The organism is Stenotrophomonas sp. STEN087 (assembly GCF_056759115.1).
Window position 1 is genome coordinate 21,538 of sequence record NZ_JBRRCR010000013.1, and the last position, 18,900, is coordinate 40,437.

An 18,900-nucleotide genomic window follows, 5' to 3' on the forward strand; every position below is an offset into this window, starting at 1 on the left:
CGCGCGGGCGCGCGCCCCGGGGGGGGGGGGCGGGGGGCGGGCCCCCCCGGCGCGGGGGGGGGGCGCGCCGCCCCCCCCCCCCCCCACTACCGGGGCCCTGCAGTGTGGCCGGGGGGCGGTAGGCACGCAGTGAACCCGCTTCCGCAGCAGGCACCGGATCAGTCAGAATCCGTCCAACCCCTCTTTGGATCCATCATGGCCGGTGCCAGCCTGTTTGCCCTGCTCGACGATATCGCCACCCTGCTCGACGACGTCTCGATCCTCACCAAGGTGGCCGCGAAGAAGACCGCCGGCGTCCTGGGCGACGACCTGGCGCTGAACGCGCAGCAAGTGACCGGGGTCAACGCGAACCGCGAACTGCCGGTGGTGTGGGCGGTGGCCAAGGGCTCGCTGCTGAACAAGGTGATCCTGGTGCCGGCGGCGCTGGCGATCAGCGCGCTGGAAGCCTGGCTGCACAGCCGCGGCTGGAACGTGCCGCTGATCGTGCCGCTGATGATGATCGGCGGCGCCTTCCTGTGCTTTGAAGGCGTGGAGAAGCTGGCGCACCGCTTCCTGCATTCGGCCGATGAGGACGCCGAACACCAGGCCGAGCGGCGCAAGGCGCTGGCCGATGCGCAGGTGGACATGGTGGCGTGGGAGAAGGACAAGGTGAAGGGTGCCATCCGCACCGACTTCATCCTGTCGGCCGAGATCATCGTGCTGACCCTGGGCGTGGTCGCCACCGCGGCCTTCACCCAGCAGCTGGTGACGCTGGCCGTGGTGGCCTTGGCGATGACGGTGTTCGTCTACGGGCTGGTGGCCGGCATCGTGAAGCTGGATGACGTGGGCCTGTACCTGTCGCGCAAGGGCGGGGCGGTGGCTGCGTTTGGTCGTGGCCTGGTGGTGTCCGCGCCGTGGCTGATGAAGTTCCTGTCGGTGGCCGGCACCATCGCCATGTTCCTGGTGGGTGGCGGCATCCTCGTGCACAACGTACCGACGCTGCATCACGCCGTGCAGGGCTTTGGTGGCGAAGGGCAGTGGGGCTGGCTGATCAGTGCCGCAGCGAACATGGTGGTCGGCATCGTTGCCGGCGCGATCGTGCTGGCCGCGGTGACCGGCATCCAGAAGCTGCGCGGGAAGTAAGCGAAGGGCGTGCCGACCAACGGTCGGCACCCACCAACCGCCGCCGCCGGGCCATGCCACCAGGGCGGATTACCCCGCCTGCACCCGGTTCTTGCCCTGGCGCTTGGCCACGTACAGCGCCTCATCGGCGCGTCGCAGCAGGGCCTCGGCATCATCGCCGGGCTGCCATTGCGCCAGGCCGGCGCTGAAGTGCACTGGTACGCGCTTGTCCTGCACGGTCAGCACGCGATGGGCCAGTGAACGCTGCAGGCGTTGCACGGTGGCCATGCTGTCGGCACCCGGGGTTTCCGGCAGCAGCAGCACGAATTCATCACCGCCGAGGCGGGCGACGCCATCGGTGGCGCGCAGCAGCAGCCGGCAGGTCGACACCAGGTGCTGCAGCAGCGCATCGCCACCGGCGTGGCCGTGGGCATCGTTGGTCTGGTGAAAGTCATCCAGGTCGATCACCGCCAGGCCCAGCGGCGTGTTGTTGCGCGCCGCACGGGCCATTTCCCGCTGCAGCATCTCGTCCAGGCCACGGCGATTGAGGGCCTGGGTCAGCGGATCGATGCGGGCCAGGTCGCCGGCCTCGCGCAGTTCCTGTTCCAGTTCGCTGATGCGCCGCTCGGCGCGTTCCACTTCCTGCCGCGCACTGGCCAGGTGGTCGCGCGCCTGTGCGGCCTGCTGCTGCACCTTGCCGGTGTCATGCATCACTTCCTGCAGCAGCTGGTTGAGGTCGGCGATGCTGCGTGCCTCGCGCAGCTGCAGGGCATAGGTGCCGATGCGGTCGTGGTATTCCCCGGTGCTGGCGGCCATGCCGTCCATGCGTTCGATGAACTCGCCCATCAGGCCGCGCATCGCCGCCTTGGAATCATCGATGCCCTGGCGCAGCAGCCCCTGCTTGTAGATCACCTCGCGCAGCTCGGCGCGCGTGCGCTCGACCGACTCCGCTTCCAGCGGGCCAGCCAGCAGCTGGCGTACCGCGGCGATCTGGCCCTGCAGCCAGCTGCGGTCATCCAGCAGCTCGCTGACGTTCTCCAGCAGCAGCGCAAACAGCTCCAGCAGCAGGGCCTGCTGTTCCTGCCAGCTTTCCGCGCGCACGCCCACCTGGTGGCCCAGCTCGCGCACGCCCTGTTCGATGGGCTCCAGCGGTGCGCCGGGCTGCCACTGCCGCAGCTTGCCGGCCAGCGCCTGGGCCTGCTCGCGCAGGTCCGGGTCGTGCAGCAGCAGCGACACCACCGCGCCGCCCAGCAGCAGGCGCAGCTGTTCGGACAGGCGCAGGCTGTCGGGCTGGCCATCGGGCGAGTGCTGCTCGATGGTGCGGATGTACTTGTCGATCAGCTGCCGCATCGCCCGGCCGTAGCGCGGCCAGTCGGCGCTGGCCTGGGCCGACTGCAGGCGGTCCCCCATGTCGCCCAGCTCGCCGGGCAGGGTGGCCATGCCATTGGCGAAGGCGGCCAGCAGCGGCTCGGGCGCATCGGCGCCGGCGAACAGCTGCTGCAGCGCCACCGCCGTGCCGCCCTGCAGGACCACCCGGTCACCGCGGCCATCGTCGGACACCGCACGCACGTGCGCCGGCGGTCCCAGGGCGGTACCGGGGGCAGGGCGGTGGTCGGGCTGGTCCGTCATGGCAAAAAATCCTGGGGCTGGCAGGGACTGGTGACAGCATATCGGCGCGGCCGCCGACGGCTTGAACGGCTACGATGGACGACAGGATGCCGTAGGGGAGGTGGGTATGCGCGTGATGTTGCTGGGGGCGACCGGCCTGGTCGGCGGGCTGGCCCTGCCGATGCTGCTGGATGACCCGCTGTGCCGCGCGGTGGTGGCCCCGACCCGGCGCCCGCTGGGCCTGAGCCATCCGAAACTGCATGCCCCGGTGCTGCAGTTCGACGCCCTGCCCGATGCACCGGACTGGGCGCAGGTGGATGCGGTGATCTGCGCGCTGGGCAGCACCATGGCCCAGGCGGGCAGCCGCGAGGCTTTCCACCGCATCGACCACGATTACCCGCTGGCCTTCGCCCGCCTGGCCCGTACCCAGGGTGCGCGCGCCTTCGTGCTGAACTCCGCGGCCGGCGCCAACGCGGGCTCGGCCATCTTCTACAACCGGGTGAAAGGCGAGCTGGAGCGCGACCTGCGCGCACTGGGCTTCGCCTCGCTCACCCTGGTGCGGCCGGGCCTGATCGGGGGCCAGCGGCAGCAGGTGCGTCGCGGCGAGCACTTCGCCCTGCAGGTGCTGGGCGTGCTCGGGCCGGTGCTGCCGCGGGCCTGGCGGATCAATCCGGCCAACCGCATTGCCAGGGCGCTGGTGGATGCCGCACTGGCCCCGCCGCCGGGCGAGCACGTGGTGGCGTCCAGCGCGCTGGCAGGCTGATGTCGCGTGCGCTGCGCCTGACCCAGCTGCTGCAGCTGCTGCGCCGGCACCGCCGGCCGGTGGCCGGGCAGGCCCTGGCCGAAGCGCTGGGCATCAGCCTGCGCACGCTGTACCGCGATATCGAGACCCTGCGCGCGCAGGGTGCCGACCTGCGCGGCGAGGCCGGCGTGGGTTACCAGTTGATACCCGGCGACGTGCTGCCACCGATGACCCTGCCGCCGGCCGAGATCGATGCGCTGGTACTGGGCCTGCGCTGGGTGGCCGCGCGCACCGAGCCGGCGCTGGCCGACGCCGCCCGAGATGCCCTGGCACGCATCGCCCATGTACTGCCCGCCGCACGCCGTGAAGCGCTGCGCGACAGCGGCCTGCGCATCGGTCCCTCGAAGGCCGGAGCGACGGTGCCGGCGGCGCGGATGCAGGCGGTGCGCGAAGCCGTGGGCGCGCAGCAGCGGCTGCAGTTTGCCTACGAGGATGCGCAGGGGCAGCGCAGCGAGCGCGTGGTCTGGCCGTTCGCGCTGGGCTACTTCGATGAGGTGGTGGTGCTGGCGGCATGGTGCGAGGGCCGCGAGGATTTCCGCCATTTCCGCCTGGATCGCATCCGGCAGGTGCGCACGCTGGAAGATCGCTACCGCGAGCCACGCGGCACCTTGCTGCGCCGCTGGCAGAAAGCGCAGGGCATCGCCCCGGATTGGCTGGATCGGGCGTGAGCCGCAAGAGCGCGCTGCCCGGAACCGGCGGCGTACGAAACGCCGGGGGTAGAGTCGACTGCTAGTCGACTATCGCGCGAAGCGCGGGATTTTCACGCAGGAGCAGTCGACTGACAGTCGACTCTACCAGGGCAGAAGCGCAGGCCAGCGCCGTCAACGCTGCTGACAGGATCTGTCAGCAGGCCCGCACCACCATGGGCGCTCCCAACAACGGAGGTTCCCCATGTTCAAGCCCAGCACCCTGCTGCAGTACGTGCGCGATGTCGCGGCCAGTGCCACGTTCTACAGCGGCATCCTTGGCACGCCGCCGGTCGAGCAGACGCCCGGCTTCGCCCTGTTCCTGCTCGGCGATGGCGCGGCCCTGGGCCTGTGGCAGCGCGACGGCGTGCTGCCACAGGTCACCGCCGAAGCCGGCGCCGCCGAGCTGGCGATGGTGGCCGCCAACCCGGCTGAAGTGCAGCAGCTGCATGACGCCTGGCGCGCGCTTGGCGTGCAGATCACGCAGGCACCGGTGACCCTGGAATTCGGCCACACCTTCGTCGGTGTCGATCCTGATGGCCATCGCTTGCGTGTCTACAGCCGTGCCGAGGGCATGGTCGCGCGCGATTGACCGCCACAGCGCGGGCACAAAAAAACGCCGGGCAATGCCCAGCGTTTTTTCAGCTCATGTGCCAACCAAGGGTTGGCACCCACCGATCAGTCAGTGGATCAGCTGGCCAGCGCCAGATCATCCATCATCGCGCGCAGGAAGCGGGCCGCTTCACCGCCGGTGGCGGCGCGGTGATCGAAGGTCACCGACAGCGGGATGACCTTGTGCGCTTCCACGCCGCCCATCACCGGGGTCATCTGGTGGCGGGCACGGCCGGCACCGATGATGGCCACGCACGGCGGCACCACGACCGGGGTCGCGTAGCGGCCGGCGAACATGCCGAAGTTGGACAGCGAGATGGTGTAGCCGCTCAGTTCCGAGGCGGCGATCGAGCGTGCTTCCACCTGCTCACGCAGGCGGTTGACGCCTTCGCGGATGCCACGGGCATCGAGCATGTCGGCATTGCGCAACGCCGGCACGAACAGGCCGTCGTCGGTGTCCACGGCGATGCCGATGTCCACCTGCGCGTGCAGGGTGCGGGTCAGCGCTTCACCGTCGAACCAGGCGTTCATCGCCGGCACCTTCTGCGCGGCAACCACGATCGCACGCACCAGGCGGGCGGTGACGTCGTTGCCCGGCAGCCAGGCGTGGATGTCGGCGTCGTCGTTCAGCGTGGTCGGCACGACCTTGCTGTGCGCGTCGGCCATCACGCGTGCCATGTTGCGGCGCACGCCCTTCAGCGGTTCCGGCTGGCCCTTGGCGACCACGCCCGGCGGCTGGGTGCGCATCGGCTTGCCGGCGGCGGACAGCGGGGTGCGGGCTTCGCTCTGCACCGGGGCGGCCACGTGGGCCGGGGCCGGCGCGGCATAGGCAGCAGCAGCGGCAGCCACCGGGGCCGGCGCAACGCCCAGCTTGGCGCTGCCGTCGGCCGCAGCCTGCTTGACGTCGGCCATGGTCACCGCGCCATCGGCGCCGGTGGCACGCACGCGGGCCAGGTCCACGCCCAGCTTGCGCGCGGTGGCACGCACGGCCGGCACGGCCTTGACGCCACCGACGGCCAGCGCCTGTTCGGTGTGCACGGCATTGGAGCTCTGCATCGCGCCGACCACGGTGCCGGCGTCATCGCGCTCGGCCTTTTCTTCGGCAGCGGCGGCCACCGGGGCGGCAGCGGCCGGCAGCGGCGGCGGGTTCGGTGCCGCCGGGGCCGCCGGGGCGTGCCCGTGGCTGTGGCCGGTGTCCTGGCCATCGGCGCGCTGCGGCAGGTTCGGGTCGATCTCGAAGGTGGCCAGCACGGCACCGGTCGGGATGATGTCGCCGGCGGCGCCGGACAGCTTCAGCACCGTGCCGGACACCGGCGAGGGCACTTCCACCACGGCCTTGGCGGTCTCCATCGACACCAGCGGCGCGTCCAGCTTGATCACGTCGCCTTCCTTGACGAACCACTCGACGATGGTCGCGTCCGGCAGGCCTTCACCCAGGTCGGGCAGGTTGAAATTCTTGGTCTGGCTCATGTGCAGTTCTCTTCCAGCAGTTCCAGTTCGCGGGCCGGCAGCCAGCCCGTCGCGCCATTCGCGCGCTCGGACCACCACCACCCACCATGTTCGTGATGCAGCTTCACCATCTCGCCGTTTTCCACATCCAGCTCGCGGGCGTCGTAGTCGCGCAGGGCTTCGGCGCGACCATCGTCCAGCAGCTGCAGCCAGGCGACGGGCGCCCATCCAGCGCGCCCATCGTTGGTGCGTACCCAGGCAAACGCCGGCCATTCCTCGTCACGTACACCGACTTCGACGATCTGGCCGGTGCGGAACCGGAGTGGATTGGAATACTGGCTGCGGTAAGCCCCAAGGAGCCGTGCCCGCATGTCAGCCTGCCGCCACCGCGCGCTTGGCCGCGGTCACGATCCGGTCCACGCTGGGCAGGTACTTCATTTCCAGGCGGAACAGCGGAATGTGGGTGTCGTAGCCGGTAACGCGCTCGACCGGGGCCAGCAGGTCGTACAGGGATTCCTCGGCCAGGCGCGCGGCGATCTCGGCACCGAAACCCGCGGTCTTCGGGGCTTCCTGCACGACCACGCAGCGGCCGGTCTTGGCCACCGATTCGGCGATGGTGGCGAAGTCCAGCGGACGCAGCGTGGCCACGTCGATGACTTCGGCACTGATGCCTTCGCCGGCCAGCTTGTCGGCCGCTTCCAGCGCTTCCTTCACCTGTGCGCCCCAGGCCACCAGGGTCACGTCGGTGCCGTCGCGCAGCACGAAGCACACGTCCAGCGGCAAGGCTTCGCCGTCGTTGACGACCACTTCCTTGTACTGGCGGTAGATGCGCTTGGGCTCCATGTAGATCACCGGGTCGGGATCACGCATGGCGGCCAGCAGCAGGCCGTAGGCACGCTGCGGGCTGGACGGCAGCACCACGCGCAGGCCCGGCACGTTGGTGAAGATCGATTCGTTGGCTTCGCTGTGGTGTTCCGGCGCGCGGATGCCACCACCCCACGGCACGCGCAGCACCATCGGGCAGTGCAGGCGGCCACGGGTACGGGTACGCAGGCGCGCGGCGTGGCAGATGATGTGGTCGACCATCGGGTAGACGAAGCCGTCGAACTGGGCTTCGGCCACCGGCTTCATGCCCTGCGCGGCCAGGCCGACGGTGAGGCCGGCAATGGTGGTTTCATCCAGCGGGGTGTCGAGGATGCGCTGCGAACCGAAGCGCTGCTGCAGGCCGGCGGTGGCGCGGAACACGCCGCCGTTGACGCCCACGTCCTCGCCCAGCACCAGCACCGACGGGTCGTGTTCCAGCTCCCAGGCCAGGGCCTGGGTGATGGCTTCGATCAGGGTGATGGGGGTAGCGGTCATTGCGATATCTCCACCGGCGACAGCGGCGCTGTCGGCGGCATTGGCCTGGGAAGCGGATGCGCCCGTCTTGATGTCATCCATGGCGCTGCTCCAGGGCAATGGCGGCCGCGCGCTGGGCCAGCAGGTCCGCCGGCGGATCGGCATACAGGTAGTCGAACATCGCCTCGACCGGCTGCACCGGGGTGTTGAGGTACTGGTTCACTTCCTCGTCCACCTTGGCCGCGCACTGCTCGACCCAGGTCTTTTCTTCGTCGTCGCTCCACACGCCGTTGGCGATGAGGTACTTGCGCAGGCGCAGCATCGGCTCACGGGTCCAGGCGTCCTTCACCTCGGCGTCGTCGCGGTAACGGCGCGCGTCATCGGCGGTGGTGTGGTCGGACAGGCGGTAGGTCAGCAGTTCCAGCACGGTGCCGCCTTCGCCGGCCAGACCGCGTTCGCGGGCCTGTTCCATCGCGGCCAGCACGGCGATCAGGTCGTTGCCGTCCACCTGCAGGCAGTGCAGGCCGCCGGCCAGGCCCTTCTGGGCCAGGGTTTCGGCACCAGTCTGGGCCGAACGCGGCACCGAGATCGCCCAGCCGTTGTTGACGATGCACAGGATCAGCGGGAGCTTGTAGGCACCGGCCGAGTTGAGCGCGGCATAGAAGTCGGTCTTCGAGCTGCCGCCATCGCCGCACACCGCCACCGCGATCTGCGGTTCGTTGTTGAGCTTGAACTTCAGCGCAGCGCCGGCAGCGTGCAGGCACTGGGTGGAGATCGGCACGCAGAACGGGAAGTCCTTCACCGCGTTGCCGGTGTAGTCGTTGCCGCGCTCGTCGCCGCCCCAGTACATCAGCACGTCGTACGGGCGCACGCCACGCATGAACATGGCACCGTATTCGCGGTAGCTGGGCGCGAACACGTCGCCGGCCTTCATCGCTGCGCCGATGCCGACGTGTGCGGCTTCGTGGCCCAGGCAGGCGGCGTAGGTGCCGAGCTTGCCGGTGCGCTGCAGCGCGATGGATTTGCTGTCGAACGTGCGTACGTACAGCATCTGCTTGAACAGCGGCACCAGGACGGCCGGATCCTTCAGGGATGCGGGCAGGTCGTCACGGACGAGCTTGCCGTCCGCGTCCAGGTACTGCAGGTATTCGATCTTGAACTCAGCGGCAACCGTCATTGCGTACTGCACCTTCGACAGAGAAGTTACAAATGATATGAATCGCCATGTTAAGGATTGCGTACGAAATAGCCTTCCTGCGGCGCAACACGGGGATTCCCCTTTGTACCCCTGGCGACGGCTCGGGGGCCAATAACAACAACGTATTCAGTCGTTGCTGCAAAGCATCAGAATACGCCTTTGGCTGACTGTCGGCGCAACGCCGCAAACGGTTCCACGCGCAACGGCGGTTCCACAGGCCCACCGCACGCCCCGGTACGGTCGTCCGGCTGCCCGCACGGCAGGCAACGCGCTACCCTTGCCGCCCCTGATCTGGTCCCGCCCATGTCCGTCGACAACAACCAACGCGATCTCGAAGCCGGCATCCACACCGACCTGCAGGGGCGCCTGACCTACGGCGGCTACCTGCGCCTGGACCAGCTGCTGGCCGCGCAGCAGCCGCTGTCCAGCCCGCCGCACCACGACGAGATGCTCTTCATCATCCAGCACCAGACCTCGGAGCTGTGGCTGAAGCTGCTGGGCCACGAGCTGCGTGCGGCGATCGGCTTCCTGCAGCGTGACGAAGTCTGGCAGTGCCGCAAGGTGCTGGCGCGCAGCAAGCAGGTCCTGCGCCAGCTGACCGAGCAGTGGTCGGTGCTGGAAACGCTGACCCCGTCCGAGTACATGGGCTTCCGCGACGTGCTGGGTCCGTCCTCGGGCTTCCAGTCGCTGCAGTACCGCTACATCGAGTTCCTGCTGGGCAACAAGAACGCGCAGATGCTGCAGGTGTTCGAGCACGACGTGGACGGCGAGGCGCAGCTGCGCACCGTGCTGGAAGCGCCGAGCCTGTACGAGGAATTCCTGAAGTACCTGGCGCGCTTCGGCCACGATATCCCCGACCTCTACCGCGACCGCGACTGGACCCAGCCGCACGTGTCCGATGACAGCCTGCAGCCGGTGTTCGCCCGCATCTACCAGGACACCGACCGCTACTGGCGCGAGTACTCGCTGTGCGAGGACCTGGTGGACCTGGAAACCGCCTTCCAGCTGTGGCGCTTCCGCCACATGCGCACCGTGATGCGGGTGATCGGCTTCAAGCGCGGCACCGGCGGTTCGTCCGGGGTGGGCTTCCTGCGACAGGCACTGGAGTTGACCTTCTTCCCCGAGCTGTTCCAGGTGCGCACCAGCCTGCAGGTCGCGCCGCCGGCCGACTTGGCCTGAGCCCCATTCAGCAAGGCCGCCGACGACGGGCTGGATCGTTTCAGATGCAAGTTCAGCGAGCAGGCCGTGACCTGCCTCAAACGGCGTGTATTTGACGTGAACGCCAGAAGTCGGTGATCCTCGCGCGTTTCTCCAGCGCACATCGGATGTGCCGTCCATCCACCGAACCAGGAAATCCGCATGAGCCTAAACGCCACTGCGAACACCCCAGAGCCGGCGCTGCCGGACTTCAAGACCACGATGGGCCACCCGCGCCCGCTGTGGATGCTGTTCATGACCGAGTTCTGGGAGCGCTTTGCGTTCTACGGCATCCGCTGGGCCTTGGTGCTGTACATCGTCGCCCAGTTCTACAACGGCAGCGCTGCCGGTGAAGGCGACGCCAGCCGCATCTACGGTGCCTACCTGGCCCTGGTGTACGCCGCGGCGATCTTCGGTGGCTACGTGGCCGACCGGGTGCTCGGTTACCAGCGATCGATCCTGACCGGCGCGATCATCATGGCCGCCGGCCTGTTCATGATCTCGCTGCCGCAGGAGCACATCTTCAAGCTCGGCCTGGCCACGATCATCGTCGGCAACGGTCTGTTCAAGCCGAACATCTCCACCATGGTCGGCAAGCTGTACGGCCTGAAGGATGAGCGCCGCGACTCGGGCTTCACCATCTTCTACATGGGCATCAACATCGGCGCGATGATCGCCCCGGTGCTGACCGAGTACCTGGCCCGCAAGGTCTTCGGTACCGATGCGATGCCGTCCTACAAGGTCGTGTTCATCGCCTCGGGCGTGGGCATGCTGATCTCGCTGGTGTGGTTCTACATCGGTCGCGCCGGCCTGAAGGGCATTGGTGCACCGCCGGTGGGTGCCGAAGGCATCGGCCCGATCATCAAGGTGCTGGTCGGTGCGGTCGTCGCCATTCCGGTGTCGTACTTCCTGCTGGCCACCGGCGCCGCCGCGCTGGCCTGGATTCTGGGCGCGATGTTCACCGCCCTGGCCATCCTGCTGCTGGTTGAAGGCATCCGCGAAGGCAAGGTGCAGCGCGACCGCGTGATCGCCATGCTGATCATCTTCGCCTTCAACGTCATGTTCTGGATGTTCTTCGAACAGGCCGGCAGCTCCTTCACCTTCCTGGCCGAGAACATCGTCAACCGCCAGATGGGCGAATGGACCTTCCCGACCGCGTGGTTCCAGTCGGTCAACTCGGTGGCGATCATCGCCCTGGCGCCGATCATTGCCTGGATCTGGGTCAAGATGGGCAGCGCCAATCCGTCCATCCCGCGCAAGTTCGGCCTGGGCCTGCTGTTCAACGGCGCCGCCTTCGCCCTGCTGATGTTCGCCCTGTCGCAGATGGTCGTGGACGGCAAGATTCCGTTCTGGACCCTGTTCATGGTCTACGTCATCCAGTCGGTGGGTGAGCTGTGCCTGTCGCCGATCGGCCTGTCGATGGTGACCAAGCTGGCCCCGGTGCGCCTGGTCGGCTTCGGCATGGGTGGCTGGTTCCTGTCCACCGGCATCGGCAACAACCTGTCGGGCATCTTCGCCGGCGCGGTGTCCGGTGAAGGCGGCATGACGATCGAATCGGCGCTGAAGGGGTATACCTTCGGGTTCTGGGCCCTGATCGGCTCCGGCGTGGTGCTGTTCCTGATCGCCCCGCTGATCAACAAGCTGATGCACGGCGTCAAGTAAACACAGAGGGTAGTAGGCATGCGTACAACGTTTGGCAGTGCAGTGGTGGCAGTGGTGTGTGCGGCGCTGATCAGCGCCTGTTCCCAGCAACCGCCGCCGGCGCCTGCCGAACCGACGCAACCGCTCGATACCCGTCCCACCGAGCCACCGGCCGCTGACCCCAGCGCGCCGGTGGCCTCGGGCAACACCCCGGCCGCGGCCGACATCGCCGCCATCGCCGGCCTCAATGCCAGTTTCGACCCGGCGCGCGACCCGGCCGCCGATCTGGAAACGGCCAAGGTCGAAGCCCAGCGCGGCAACAAGCACATCATCCTGGACGTGGGCGGCGAGTGGTGCCCCTGGTGCCACCTGATGGACCAGTTCGTGGAAGGCGATGCTGAGATCCGCCGCTTCCGTGATGCCAACTACGTGTGGATGAAGGTCAACTACAGCGAAGAGAACGAGAACGCGGCGTTCCTTTCGCAGTACCCGCAGGTGAAGGGTTACCCGCACCTGTTCGTGCTCGATTCGGATGGCACCCTGCTGCAGTCGCAGTTCACCGGCGAGCTGGAAAAAGCCAAGAGCGAAGGCAAGGGCTACAACCGCAGCAGGTTCATGGCCTTCCTGAAGAAGTGGGCGCCGCAGCGCTGACCCGCCGTTTGTAGAGTCGAGCCATGCTCGACTGCCGCGCCGCTCGACTGCCCGGGTCGCTCGACGACTACAGAAACCCACCCCACGGCCGCTAACGGCAAGGACGTCAGTCGACAGGATCGTCGGCTGCCCCTACCGGAGCGCCCATGCACAGCGACCACGCCCAACGCCAGCCCGACGCGGCCAGCGACGCCGCCCCCGAGGGGGTGAGCCTGCCGCCGCAGGATGCCCTGCTGGATGATGCAGGCACCGGCGAGGACGGTGTGGAGCTGGCGCCGCCGCGCCACCGCCTGCCGCAGATCGCCCTGCCGGACAACGTCGTGCTGAAGGGCGCGGTGCAGAAGCTGGTTGAACAGAAGGCCCGTCTGGACCGTCTCGCCGCCGAAGGCCAGCTGGCTGGCCTGCTGCCGCCGGAGTGGCAGGGCAATGGCCTGCGCGCGATCGACCTTTCCAGCTTCGTGCAGGGCGTGCTGCCCTTCCTGCAGACCGGCGAGCGTGGCGAGACCGCGCCGGCCCGCCTGCCGGTGCGCCACGTGCTGGGTGATGACAGCCGCTGGGGCCTGGAGGACGTGGCCGAACCCAAATCGCTGGCCTGGTACCTGGCTGCGGATGAGCGAGCCACGGCCGGCAGCAAGGACGTGGCCGAAGCCTGGCTGGTCGGTGCGCTGGGTCTCGCGTTCATGCAGGAAGGGCGCAGCCGCCCCGGCTTCCTGCGCGCGATGGACCAGGACAGCCTGGCCGCACGGGTGACCATGCTGGGCTACCCGCCGCCGGGCGAGCTCGCCCTGTACAGCGTGACCGCGCACGGCCAGGCGCAGATCTGGTGCGTGTACGGTCGTCGCAAAGTGCGCCCGCTGGTGGCGCCGTGGCTGAGCGTGCCGCTGCTGACCGCCTATGGCGTGGCCGCGCCTGCCGCCTGGCCGGCCAGCTTCCCGCCGGTGGAAGCGGTGGCCGAAGCCATTGCCGCCGCCCGCCCGGGCAAGCTGGTGCCGGAAGTGGACCTCGGCAAGGTCGTGGCGAAGATCGCCGAAGACGCCGCGGCCGAAACCTGGCAGCCGGTCAGCCTGCTGCAGCTCAACACCTGGTCGCCGCGCTGGACCTTCTTCCTCGGCACCTTTGTCGGCCTGCCGTCACTGCTGCTGGTGGCCGCCGCGCTGGCGCTGCCGGGTGCGATCGAAGCGGCCACGGTCGCGGCCTCGCTGGGCTTCGCCGGCGGTGCCATCGCCGCGCTGGCCGTGCCGTGGATCCATGCGCGGCGCAAGCACCTGAGCTGAGCCGCGGGGTCGGATCCCTTTCCGCAGGAAAGGGCTCTGACCCCATTGCGGGTAAAGGCATCGCAGCCATCCACGCATGGCGTGGATCTACTCCCGCACCACCCGCAACGCGGTCGCATAGGCCTTGGCGAAGCTGGTGAAATCGCGCAGCCGGTTCAGCGACAGCAGGAACCCGGGCGGGCAGGGCTTCAGGCGATGGTGCTCGAACCAGACGTCGGCGATGGATTCCACCGTCGCCAGCGCCTCATCGATGCGCTGCAGGTCGGCCTCATGATCGATGGAGACAGGGGCGGGCGGCGGAACCTTGCGGCGGGCGGATCGGGACATGGTGGGATTCCTGAGCCTGGGTCAACGGGCTTTCAACCCCGGCAGCGGTGCTCCGCTGCGCGCCCAACCTCGCCCCGGTGGGGCCGGTCGTCCAATAGGCAAAATCACTCGATTGAAGCCGTTGGATAGGCCCGACCTGTCCAAGACGACGCTACCGGGCCGATCCCGAAACATCAGGCGGCAAAGCCGACAGGCCGTGACGCGTCCGGGATGAGTGCCGTTCGTCGGCGAATGCCAAGCCGCGTGCACCCAATGTCATCAAAGATGGCCCGACGCACGCGCGCAGGGTTGCCGGCGACACGTCGGGGATGGCAGCCAACGTCATCCACGCATGGCGTGGATCTACAGGCCACCCGCCATCCAGCGGAAAGCCAGCGGTTGCCGTTGAAGTTGCCGGCCAGCGGCCGGCACTACCGGGGGCCGGGGCAGGGCCCCGGAAACCTTCCCCTCAGACGCCTTCGCCCATCCGCTCCAGGCCGTCACCGGCCAGCCGCAGGATCAGCTTCTCCAGCACCTGCTCTTCTTCCTCGCTCAGCACCGACATCAGCTTGCGGGTGATCTCGATCACCAGCGGCGCGATCGTCTCGTACACCTCGAAACCCGCCGCCGACAGCGCCAGCACCGAGCGCCGGCGGTCGTCGCCGTGCGTCTCACGCTTGATGAAACCGCGCTCCAGCAGGCGCGCCACCGCCCGGCTGACCGCCACCTTGTCCATCGCCGTTCGGTCGGAGACCTCACTGGCCGACGACCCCGGGTACAGCGCCAGGATGGTGATCACCCGCCACTCGGGAATGGCCAGGCCGTAACGGTCGCCATAGAGTTTGGCGATGTTGCCGCTCACGCGGTTGGACAGCACGCTCAGCCGATACGGCAGGAACTGTTCCAGGTCGAGCAGGACGTGCGAGGCACGCACGCGGGTGGAGGCGGGGTCGGCTGGGCTCATGCTGCGGTGCACCTTGCTGGTGGTTTCAAGTGTAACTATAAGTGGTATGTCCGGACCCTGCATTCTCGCCGGGTCCACCCTAGCCCGCACCTGGTTTGTACCGATGCGGTACCGATTCGGAGCCACGCCATGAATACCGCAGTCCCGACCGCCTCGCACCCGAACCCCGGCATGCAGGTCACCACCTTCGAAAACCCGATGGGCATCGACGGCTTCGAGTTCGTCGAATTTGCCGCCCCGGCCGGCCGCGGCCAGGAGCTGCACGAGTACTTCCGCAAGATGGGCTTCAGCGCGGTGCTCAAGCACAAGCAGCGTCCGATTACCGTCTATCGCCAGGGCGACGTCAACTTCCTCGTCAACGAAGACCCGGATTCCTTCGCCGCCGACTTCGCCGAAAAGCATGGTCCGTGCGCCTGCGGCTTCGCCATCCGCTTCAAGAAGCCGGGCCAGGAGGTCTACCAGACCGCCCTGGGCAACGGCGCCGAAGCCATCGCCTTCAAGCCGGACAGCAAGGCGGTCAACGCCCCGGTCATCAAGGGCATCGGCGATTGCATGCTGTACCTGGTGGACCGCTACGGCAGCGCCGGCAGCGTCTTCGATGGCGACTACGAGGTGATCGACGGCGCCGACCTGCGTCCGTTCGGCTTCGGCCTGACCTTCATCGACCACCTGACCCACAACCTGTACTTCGGCAACATGCAGCAGTGGTCGGATTACTACGAGCGCCTGTTCAACTTCCGCGAGATCCGCTACTTCGACATCAAGGGCCTGAAGACCGGCCTGGTGTCCAAGGCGATGACCGCGCCGGACGGCATCGTGCGCATCCCGCTGAACGAATCGTCCGACCCGAAGAGCCAGATCAACGAGTACCTGGACGCGTACAAGGGCGAGGGCATCCAGCACATCGCCTGCTTCACCGACAACATCTACGAGACCGTCGAAGCCATGCGCGCGCAGGGCGTGGATTTCCTCGACACGCCGGAAACCTACTTCGATGTGATCGACCAGCGCGTGCCGAACCACGGTGAAGACGTGGCGCGCCTGGCGAAGAACAAGATCCTGATCGACGCCGATCCGGAAACCCACCAGCGCAAGCTGCTGCAGATCTTCACCCAGAACTGCATCGGCCCGATCTTCTTCGAGATCATCCAGCGCAAGGGCAACGAAGGCTTCGGCGAAGGCAACTTCACCGCGCTGTTCGAAAGCATCGAGCGCGACCAGATCCGCCGCGGCGTGCTGTAACGTTCATCGGCAGCGCCGGGCCACGCCCGGCGGCTGCTCACTAGTATAGCCGAGCCATGCTCGGCTGCTTTCCGTTCCGGCATCGCGTTCCAGGAGCCACCATGTCCACCGCCCTCACCGCCCGCGGCTACCAGTCCGGTTTCGGCAACGAATTCGCCACCGAGGCCGTCGCCGGCGCGCTGCCGGTCGGGCAGAACTCACCGCAGAAGGTGGCCCACGGCCTGTACGCCGAGCAGCTGTCCGGCACCGCGTTCACCGCGCCGCGCGGCAGCAACCGCCGCAGCTGGCTGTACCGCATCCGCCCGGCGGTGACCCACGGCGAATTCACCCCGTTCGCGCAGTCGCAGCTGCAGTGTGATTTCGGCGCGCAGCCGGCCTCGCCGAACCAGCTGCGCTGGAGCCCGCTGCCGCTGCCGGAACTGCCGACCGATTTCGTCGAAGGCCTGTACACGATGGGCGGCAACGGCGCGCCCGATGCTCATGCCGGCGTCGGCATCCATCTGTACGCCGCCAACCGGGACATGGTCGGCCGCTACTTCTACAACGCCGACGGCGAACTGCTGATCGTGCCGCAGCTGGGCGCGCTGCGCCTGCTGACCGAACTGGGCGTGATCGAGATCGAACCGCAGCAGATCGCGGTCATTCCGCGCGGCGTGCGCTTCCGCGTCGAGCTGCCCGACGGCCCCAGCCGCGGCTACATCTGCGAAAACTACGGCGCGCTGCTGAAGCTGCCGGACCTGGGCCCGATCGGTGCCAACGGCCTGGCCAACCCGCGCGACTTCGAAACCCCGCACGCCGCATTCGAGGATGTGGACGGTGATTTCGAACTGATCGCCAAGTTCGAGGGCCGCCTGTGGCGCGCGCCCATCGACCATTCGCCGCTGGACGTGGTGGCCTGGCACGGCAACTACGCGCCGTACCGCTACGACCTGCGCCGCTTCAACACGATCGGCTCGATCAGCTACGACCATCCGGACCCGTCGATCTTCCTGGTGCTGCATTCGCCCAGCGACACGCCCGGCACCAGCAACATGGATTTCGCCATCTTCCCGCCGCGCTGGCTGGTGGCGCAGAACACGTTCCGCCCGCCGTGGTTCCACCGCAACATCGCCAGCGAGTTCATGGGCCTGGTGCACGGTGCCTACGACGCCAAGGCCGAGGGCTTCGTGCCCGGTGGCGCGTCGCTGCACAACTGCATGAGCGGCCATGGCCCGGATGCGCCGACCTTCGACAAGGCATCCAATGCCGACCTGTCCAAGGCCGATGTCATCAAGGACACGATGGCCTTCATGTTCGAGACCCGCGCAGTGATCCGCCCGAGCGCGCAGGCGCTGGCTGCCGGCCACCGCCAGGGCGATTACCAGCAGTGCTGGAACGGCCTGCGCAACAATTTCCGTTGATTCATCGCATCCACGCATGGCGTGGATCTACGGGTTGATCCGGTCGCGTGATGTTGTAGATCCACGCCATGCGTGGGTGTTTTCGCAACCCTACGCCGTTGCCGCAAACGCGTCGCAATGCTCCATTGGCAGCGCCTCCAGCAGGCGCTGCCGAACGCGCTCGCAGTAGCCTTCTGAGGTCATGCCGGGCAGTACCTGCAGCGCCGCCTGCAGCACCTTCACCACGTCGTTCTCGGCGCGGGCCTGCTGCAGGTCGCGGAACAGGGCGGCCGCCATCGGGTTGCGCTGCATCTCCAGGATGCCCAGCAGGTAGATGCGTGCGGCCACCAGCGAGCGGCGGCGCTCGACCGGTGCGGCCGGGGCGGGGGCTGGCACGGGGGCGGGCGCAGGTGCGGCCGCCACCGCCGCCGCAGGGCGGGGCGCGGCAGGCGCTGGCGCTGCAGATGGACTCGCCGCTGCGGGCGCGCCGGTTTCCAGATAGCCGCCCTGGATCAGCTGGATCACCATGGCAGGCGCTTCCTGGCCCATCAAGCCGGTCAGGTCGGCAATGCTGCGCTGGCCATCACACAGGATCAGCAGGCGGCGCTGGCGCATGTCCAGCGGCGCGCGGTGGGCCTGCAGCGCGGTTCGGGCGAGGTCGGTCTTGCGCGGTTGCATGGGAGGGACAGCCAAGTCGGTGCACGCCGAGCCTGAACGCGGGGCATGAAACGGCGATGACAATGCAGCGCCTGCACGCGCGCTGCGCTAGCGTGCAGCCATCTCGTGCCAAGGATCCGCGCCATGAAACACCTCCCGATTGCCGGTCTGTTGCTGCTGTCGCTGGCCGCCTGTTCGCGCAGCCCCGACAGCCCCGAGGCTGCCCCCGCCCCGGCCAAGGACACGGCGACCGCCACCGCCCCGGCCGATGCCGACCTGGCCACCACCTCGCCGGCCGACCCGCGCAGCGACAGCCCGGCGCGGCTGGATGGCTTCGGCGGCGCCCGCCTGGGCGCGCCCATCGCCGAGGTGCGCAGTGGCTTCGGCGCCCCCCTGCAGGTCATGAACCTGGATGCGACCGGCAAGCCGCTGCCGGACGATGACAACAACGAAGAATGCTATTACCTGCACCCGCAGGGGGCCGATGAGCCGCGCCTGATGATCGAAGGCCGCAAGCTGGTGCGCTACGAGGTGTTCAGCACTGGCATCGTTGCGCCGGGCGGTGGCAAGGTCGGCATGACCCTGGGTGAGCTGCAGCTGCTGTACCCCGAGCGCGCCGACGTCGGTCCAGACAAGTACGACGAGAAGGCCCAGCACCTGCGCGTGCGCCCGGCCCAGGAGGGCGCGGGCATCATCGATTTCGAGGTGGCACCCGACGGTAAGGTCAACGGCTGGCGGGTCGGCCAGATCCCGCAGGTGGATTACGTGGAAGGCTGCCTCTGACCACCACGACCG

19 protein-coding genes are annotated in these 18,900 nt (G+C 68.2%); 11 read left to right on the plus strand and 8 right to left on the minus strand.

Translation table 11 applies throughout. The annotated features are described in order from the left end of the window. The first annotated feature begins 195 nt into the window (after positions 1-195). Entirely contained in the window at positions 196-1,122 is a 927-nt protein-coding gene (locus ACVOK1_RS05500; protein WP_481561370.1) for a DUF808 domain-containing protein, read from the plus strand. 69 nt (positions 1,123-1,191) lie between these two features. On the opposite strand, the gene ACVOK1_RS05505 is transcribed toward ACVOK1_RS05500, so the two are convergent. Then, a complete protein-coding gene (locus ACVOK1_RS05505) occupies positions 1,192-2,730 on the minus strand; it encodes a GGDEF domain-containing protein (protein ID WP_313144560.1) in 1,539 nt (512 codons plus the stop codon). 106 nt (positions 2,731-2,836) lie between these two features. Here ACVOK1_RS05505 and ACVOK1_RS05510 point away from each other — a divergent pair, with 106 nt between their 5' ends. The 3 genes from ACVOK1_RS05510 to ACVOK1_RS05520 all read left to right on the plus strand — a co-directional run bounded on the left by ACVOK1_RS05510 (position 2,837) and on the right by ACVOK1_RS05520 (position 4,789). Continuing rightward, positions 2,837-3,472, plus strand: a complete 636-nt coding sequence (locus ACVOK1_RS05510; protein WP_200752863.1) for a Rossmann-fold NAD(P)-binding domain-containing protein — start codon at positions 2,837-2,839, stop codon at positions 3,470-3,472. Beyond that, a complete protein-coding gene (locus ACVOK1_RS05515; RefSeq protein WP_481561372.1) occupies positions 3,472-4,179 on the plus strand; it encodes a helix-turn-helix transcriptional regulator in 708 nt (235 codons plus the stop codon). Before ACVOK1_RS05510 ends, ACVOK1_RS05515 begins: the two co-directional genes overlap by 1 nt. A 223-nt stretch (positions 4,180-4,402) precedes the next feature. After that, positions 4,403-4,789, plus strand: coding sequence for a VOC family protein (locus ACVOK1_RS05520; protein WP_481561373.1), 387 nt, complete (start codon positions 4,403-4,405; stop codon positions 4,787-4,789). Between the two features lie 98 nt (positions 4,790-4,887). Here the strand turns inward: ACVOK1_RS05520 and ACVOK1_RS05525 are convergent, their stop codons facing one another. From ACVOK1_RS05525 to pdhA, 4 genes are read right to left on the minus strand one after another with little or no spacing between them, the layout of a single operon-like run. Further along, entirely contained in the window at positions 4,888-6,279 is a 1,392-nt protein-coding gene (locus ACVOK1_RS05525; RefSeq protein ID WP_481561374.1) for a dihydrolipoamide acetyltransferase family protein, read from the minus strand. Then, positions 6,276-6,629 (minus strand): SH3 domain-containing protein, encoded by a 354-nt coding sequence (locus ACVOK1_RS05530; RefSeq protein WP_079223933.1) that lies wholly within the window; start codon positions 6,627-6,629, stop codon positions 6,276-6,278. Before ACVOK1_RS05530 ends, ACVOK1_RS05525 begins: the two co-directional genes overlap by 4 nt. A 1-nt stretch (position 6,630) precedes the next feature. Further along, positions 6,631-7,698 (minus strand): alpha-ketoacid dehydrogenase subunit beta, encoded by a 1,068-nt coding sequence (locus ACVOK1_RS05535; RefSeq protein WP_079223931.1) that lies wholly within the window; start codon positions 7,696-7,698, stop codon positions 6,631-6,633. Beyond that, on the minus strand, positions 7,691-8,773 hold the full coding sequence (gene pdhA, locus ACVOK1_RS05540; RefSeq protein WP_108770268.1) for a pyruvate dehydrogenase (acetyl-transferring) E1 component subunit alpha: 1,083 nt from the start codon (positions 8,771-8,773) through the stop codon (positions 7,691-7,693). The genes ACVOK1_RS05535 and pdhA overlap by 8 nt, the downstream gene beginning before the upstream one ends. A 324-nt stretch (positions 8,774-9,097) precedes the next feature. Between pdhA and ACVOK1_RS05545 the strand changes: the two genes are divergently transcribed. From ACVOK1_RS05545 to ACVOK1_RS05560, 4 genes are all read left to right on the plus strand, one after another. Then, the gene (locus ACVOK1_RS05545) at positions 9,098-9,973 is read left to right on the plus strand and encodes a tryptophan 2,3-dioxygenase (RefSeq protein WP_481561375.1); all 876 of its coding nucleotides are present in this window, start codon (positions 9,098-9,100) and stop codon (positions 9,971-9,973) included. A 180-nt stretch (positions 9,974-10,153) separates the two neighbouring features. After that, complete coding sequence (locus ACVOK1_RS05550; protein WP_108770266.1) at positions 10,154-11,653, plus strand: peptide MFS transporter; 1,500 nt, start codon at positions 10,154-10,156, stop codon at positions 11,651-11,653. A gap of 18 nt (positions 11,654-11,671) precedes the next feature. Continuing rightward, entirely contained in the window at positions 11,672-12,283 is a 612-nt protein-coding gene (locus tag ACVOK1_RS05555; protein ID WP_481561376.1) for a thioredoxin family protein, read from the plus strand. 146 nt (positions 12,284-12,429) lie between these two features. Continuing rightward, entirely contained in the window at positions 12,430-13,557 is a 1,128-nt protein-coding gene (locus ACVOK1_RS05560; protein ID WP_481561377.1) for a hypothetical protein, read from the plus strand. Between the two features lie 87 nt (positions 13,558-13,644). Here ACVOK1_RS05560 and ACVOK1_RS05565 read toward each other — a convergent pair whose 3' ends face one another. Both ACVOK1_RS05565 and ACVOK1_RS05570 read right to left on the minus strand, forming a co-directional pair. Next, on the minus strand, positions 13,645-13,884 hold the full coding sequence (locus ACVOK1_RS05565; RefSeq protein WP_481561378.1) for a hypothetical protein: 240 nt from the start codon (positions 13,882-13,884) through the stop codon (positions 13,645-13,647). Positions 13,885-14,332: 448 nt separating this feature from the next. Next, positions 14,333-14,827, minus strand: coding sequence for a MarR family winged helix-turn-helix transcriptional regulator (locus ACVOK1_RS05570; RefSeq protein ID WP_079223924.1), 495 nt, complete (start codon positions 14,825-14,827; stop codon positions 14,333-14,335). Between the two features lie 129 nt (positions 14,828-14,956). Between ACVOK1_RS05570 and hppD the strand changes: the two genes are divergently transcribed. Both hppD and hmgA read left to right on the plus strand, forming a co-directional pair. Continuing rightward, positions 14,957-16,069: a 4-hydroxyphenylpyruvate dioxygenase gene (gene hppD, locus ACVOK1_RS05575; protein ID WP_174208704.1), complete on the plus strand. Its 1,113-nt coding sequence runs from the start codon at positions 14,957-14,959 to the stop codon at positions 16,067-16,069. Between the two features lie 101 nt (positions 16,070-16,170). After that, entirely contained in the window at positions 16,171-17,469 is a 1,299-nt protein-coding gene (gene hmgA / locus ACVOK1_RS05580) for a homogentisate 1,2-dioxygenase (RefSeq protein WP_313144542.1), read from the plus strand. Between the two features lie 90 nt (positions 17,470-17,559). Here the strand turns inward: hmgA and ACVOK1_RS05585 are convergent, their stop codons facing one another. After that, positions 17,560-18,126 carry a hypothetical protein gene (locus ACVOK1_RS05585; protein WP_481561379.1) on the minus strand — a complete coding sequence of 189 codons (567 nt, stop codon included), beginning with the start codon at positions 18,124-18,126 and terminating at the stop codon, positions 17,560-17,562. A gap of 123 nt (positions 18,127-18,249) precedes the next feature. On the opposite strand from ACVOK1_RS05585, the gene ACVOK1_RS05590 reads away from it, so the two are divergent. Continuing rightward, a complete protein-coding gene (locus ACVOK1_RS05590) occupies positions 18,250-18,888 on the plus strand; it encodes a hypothetical protein (protein ID WP_481561380.1) in 639 nt (212 codons plus the stop codon). The last annotated feature ends 12 nt before the right edge of the window (positions 18,889-18,900 follow it).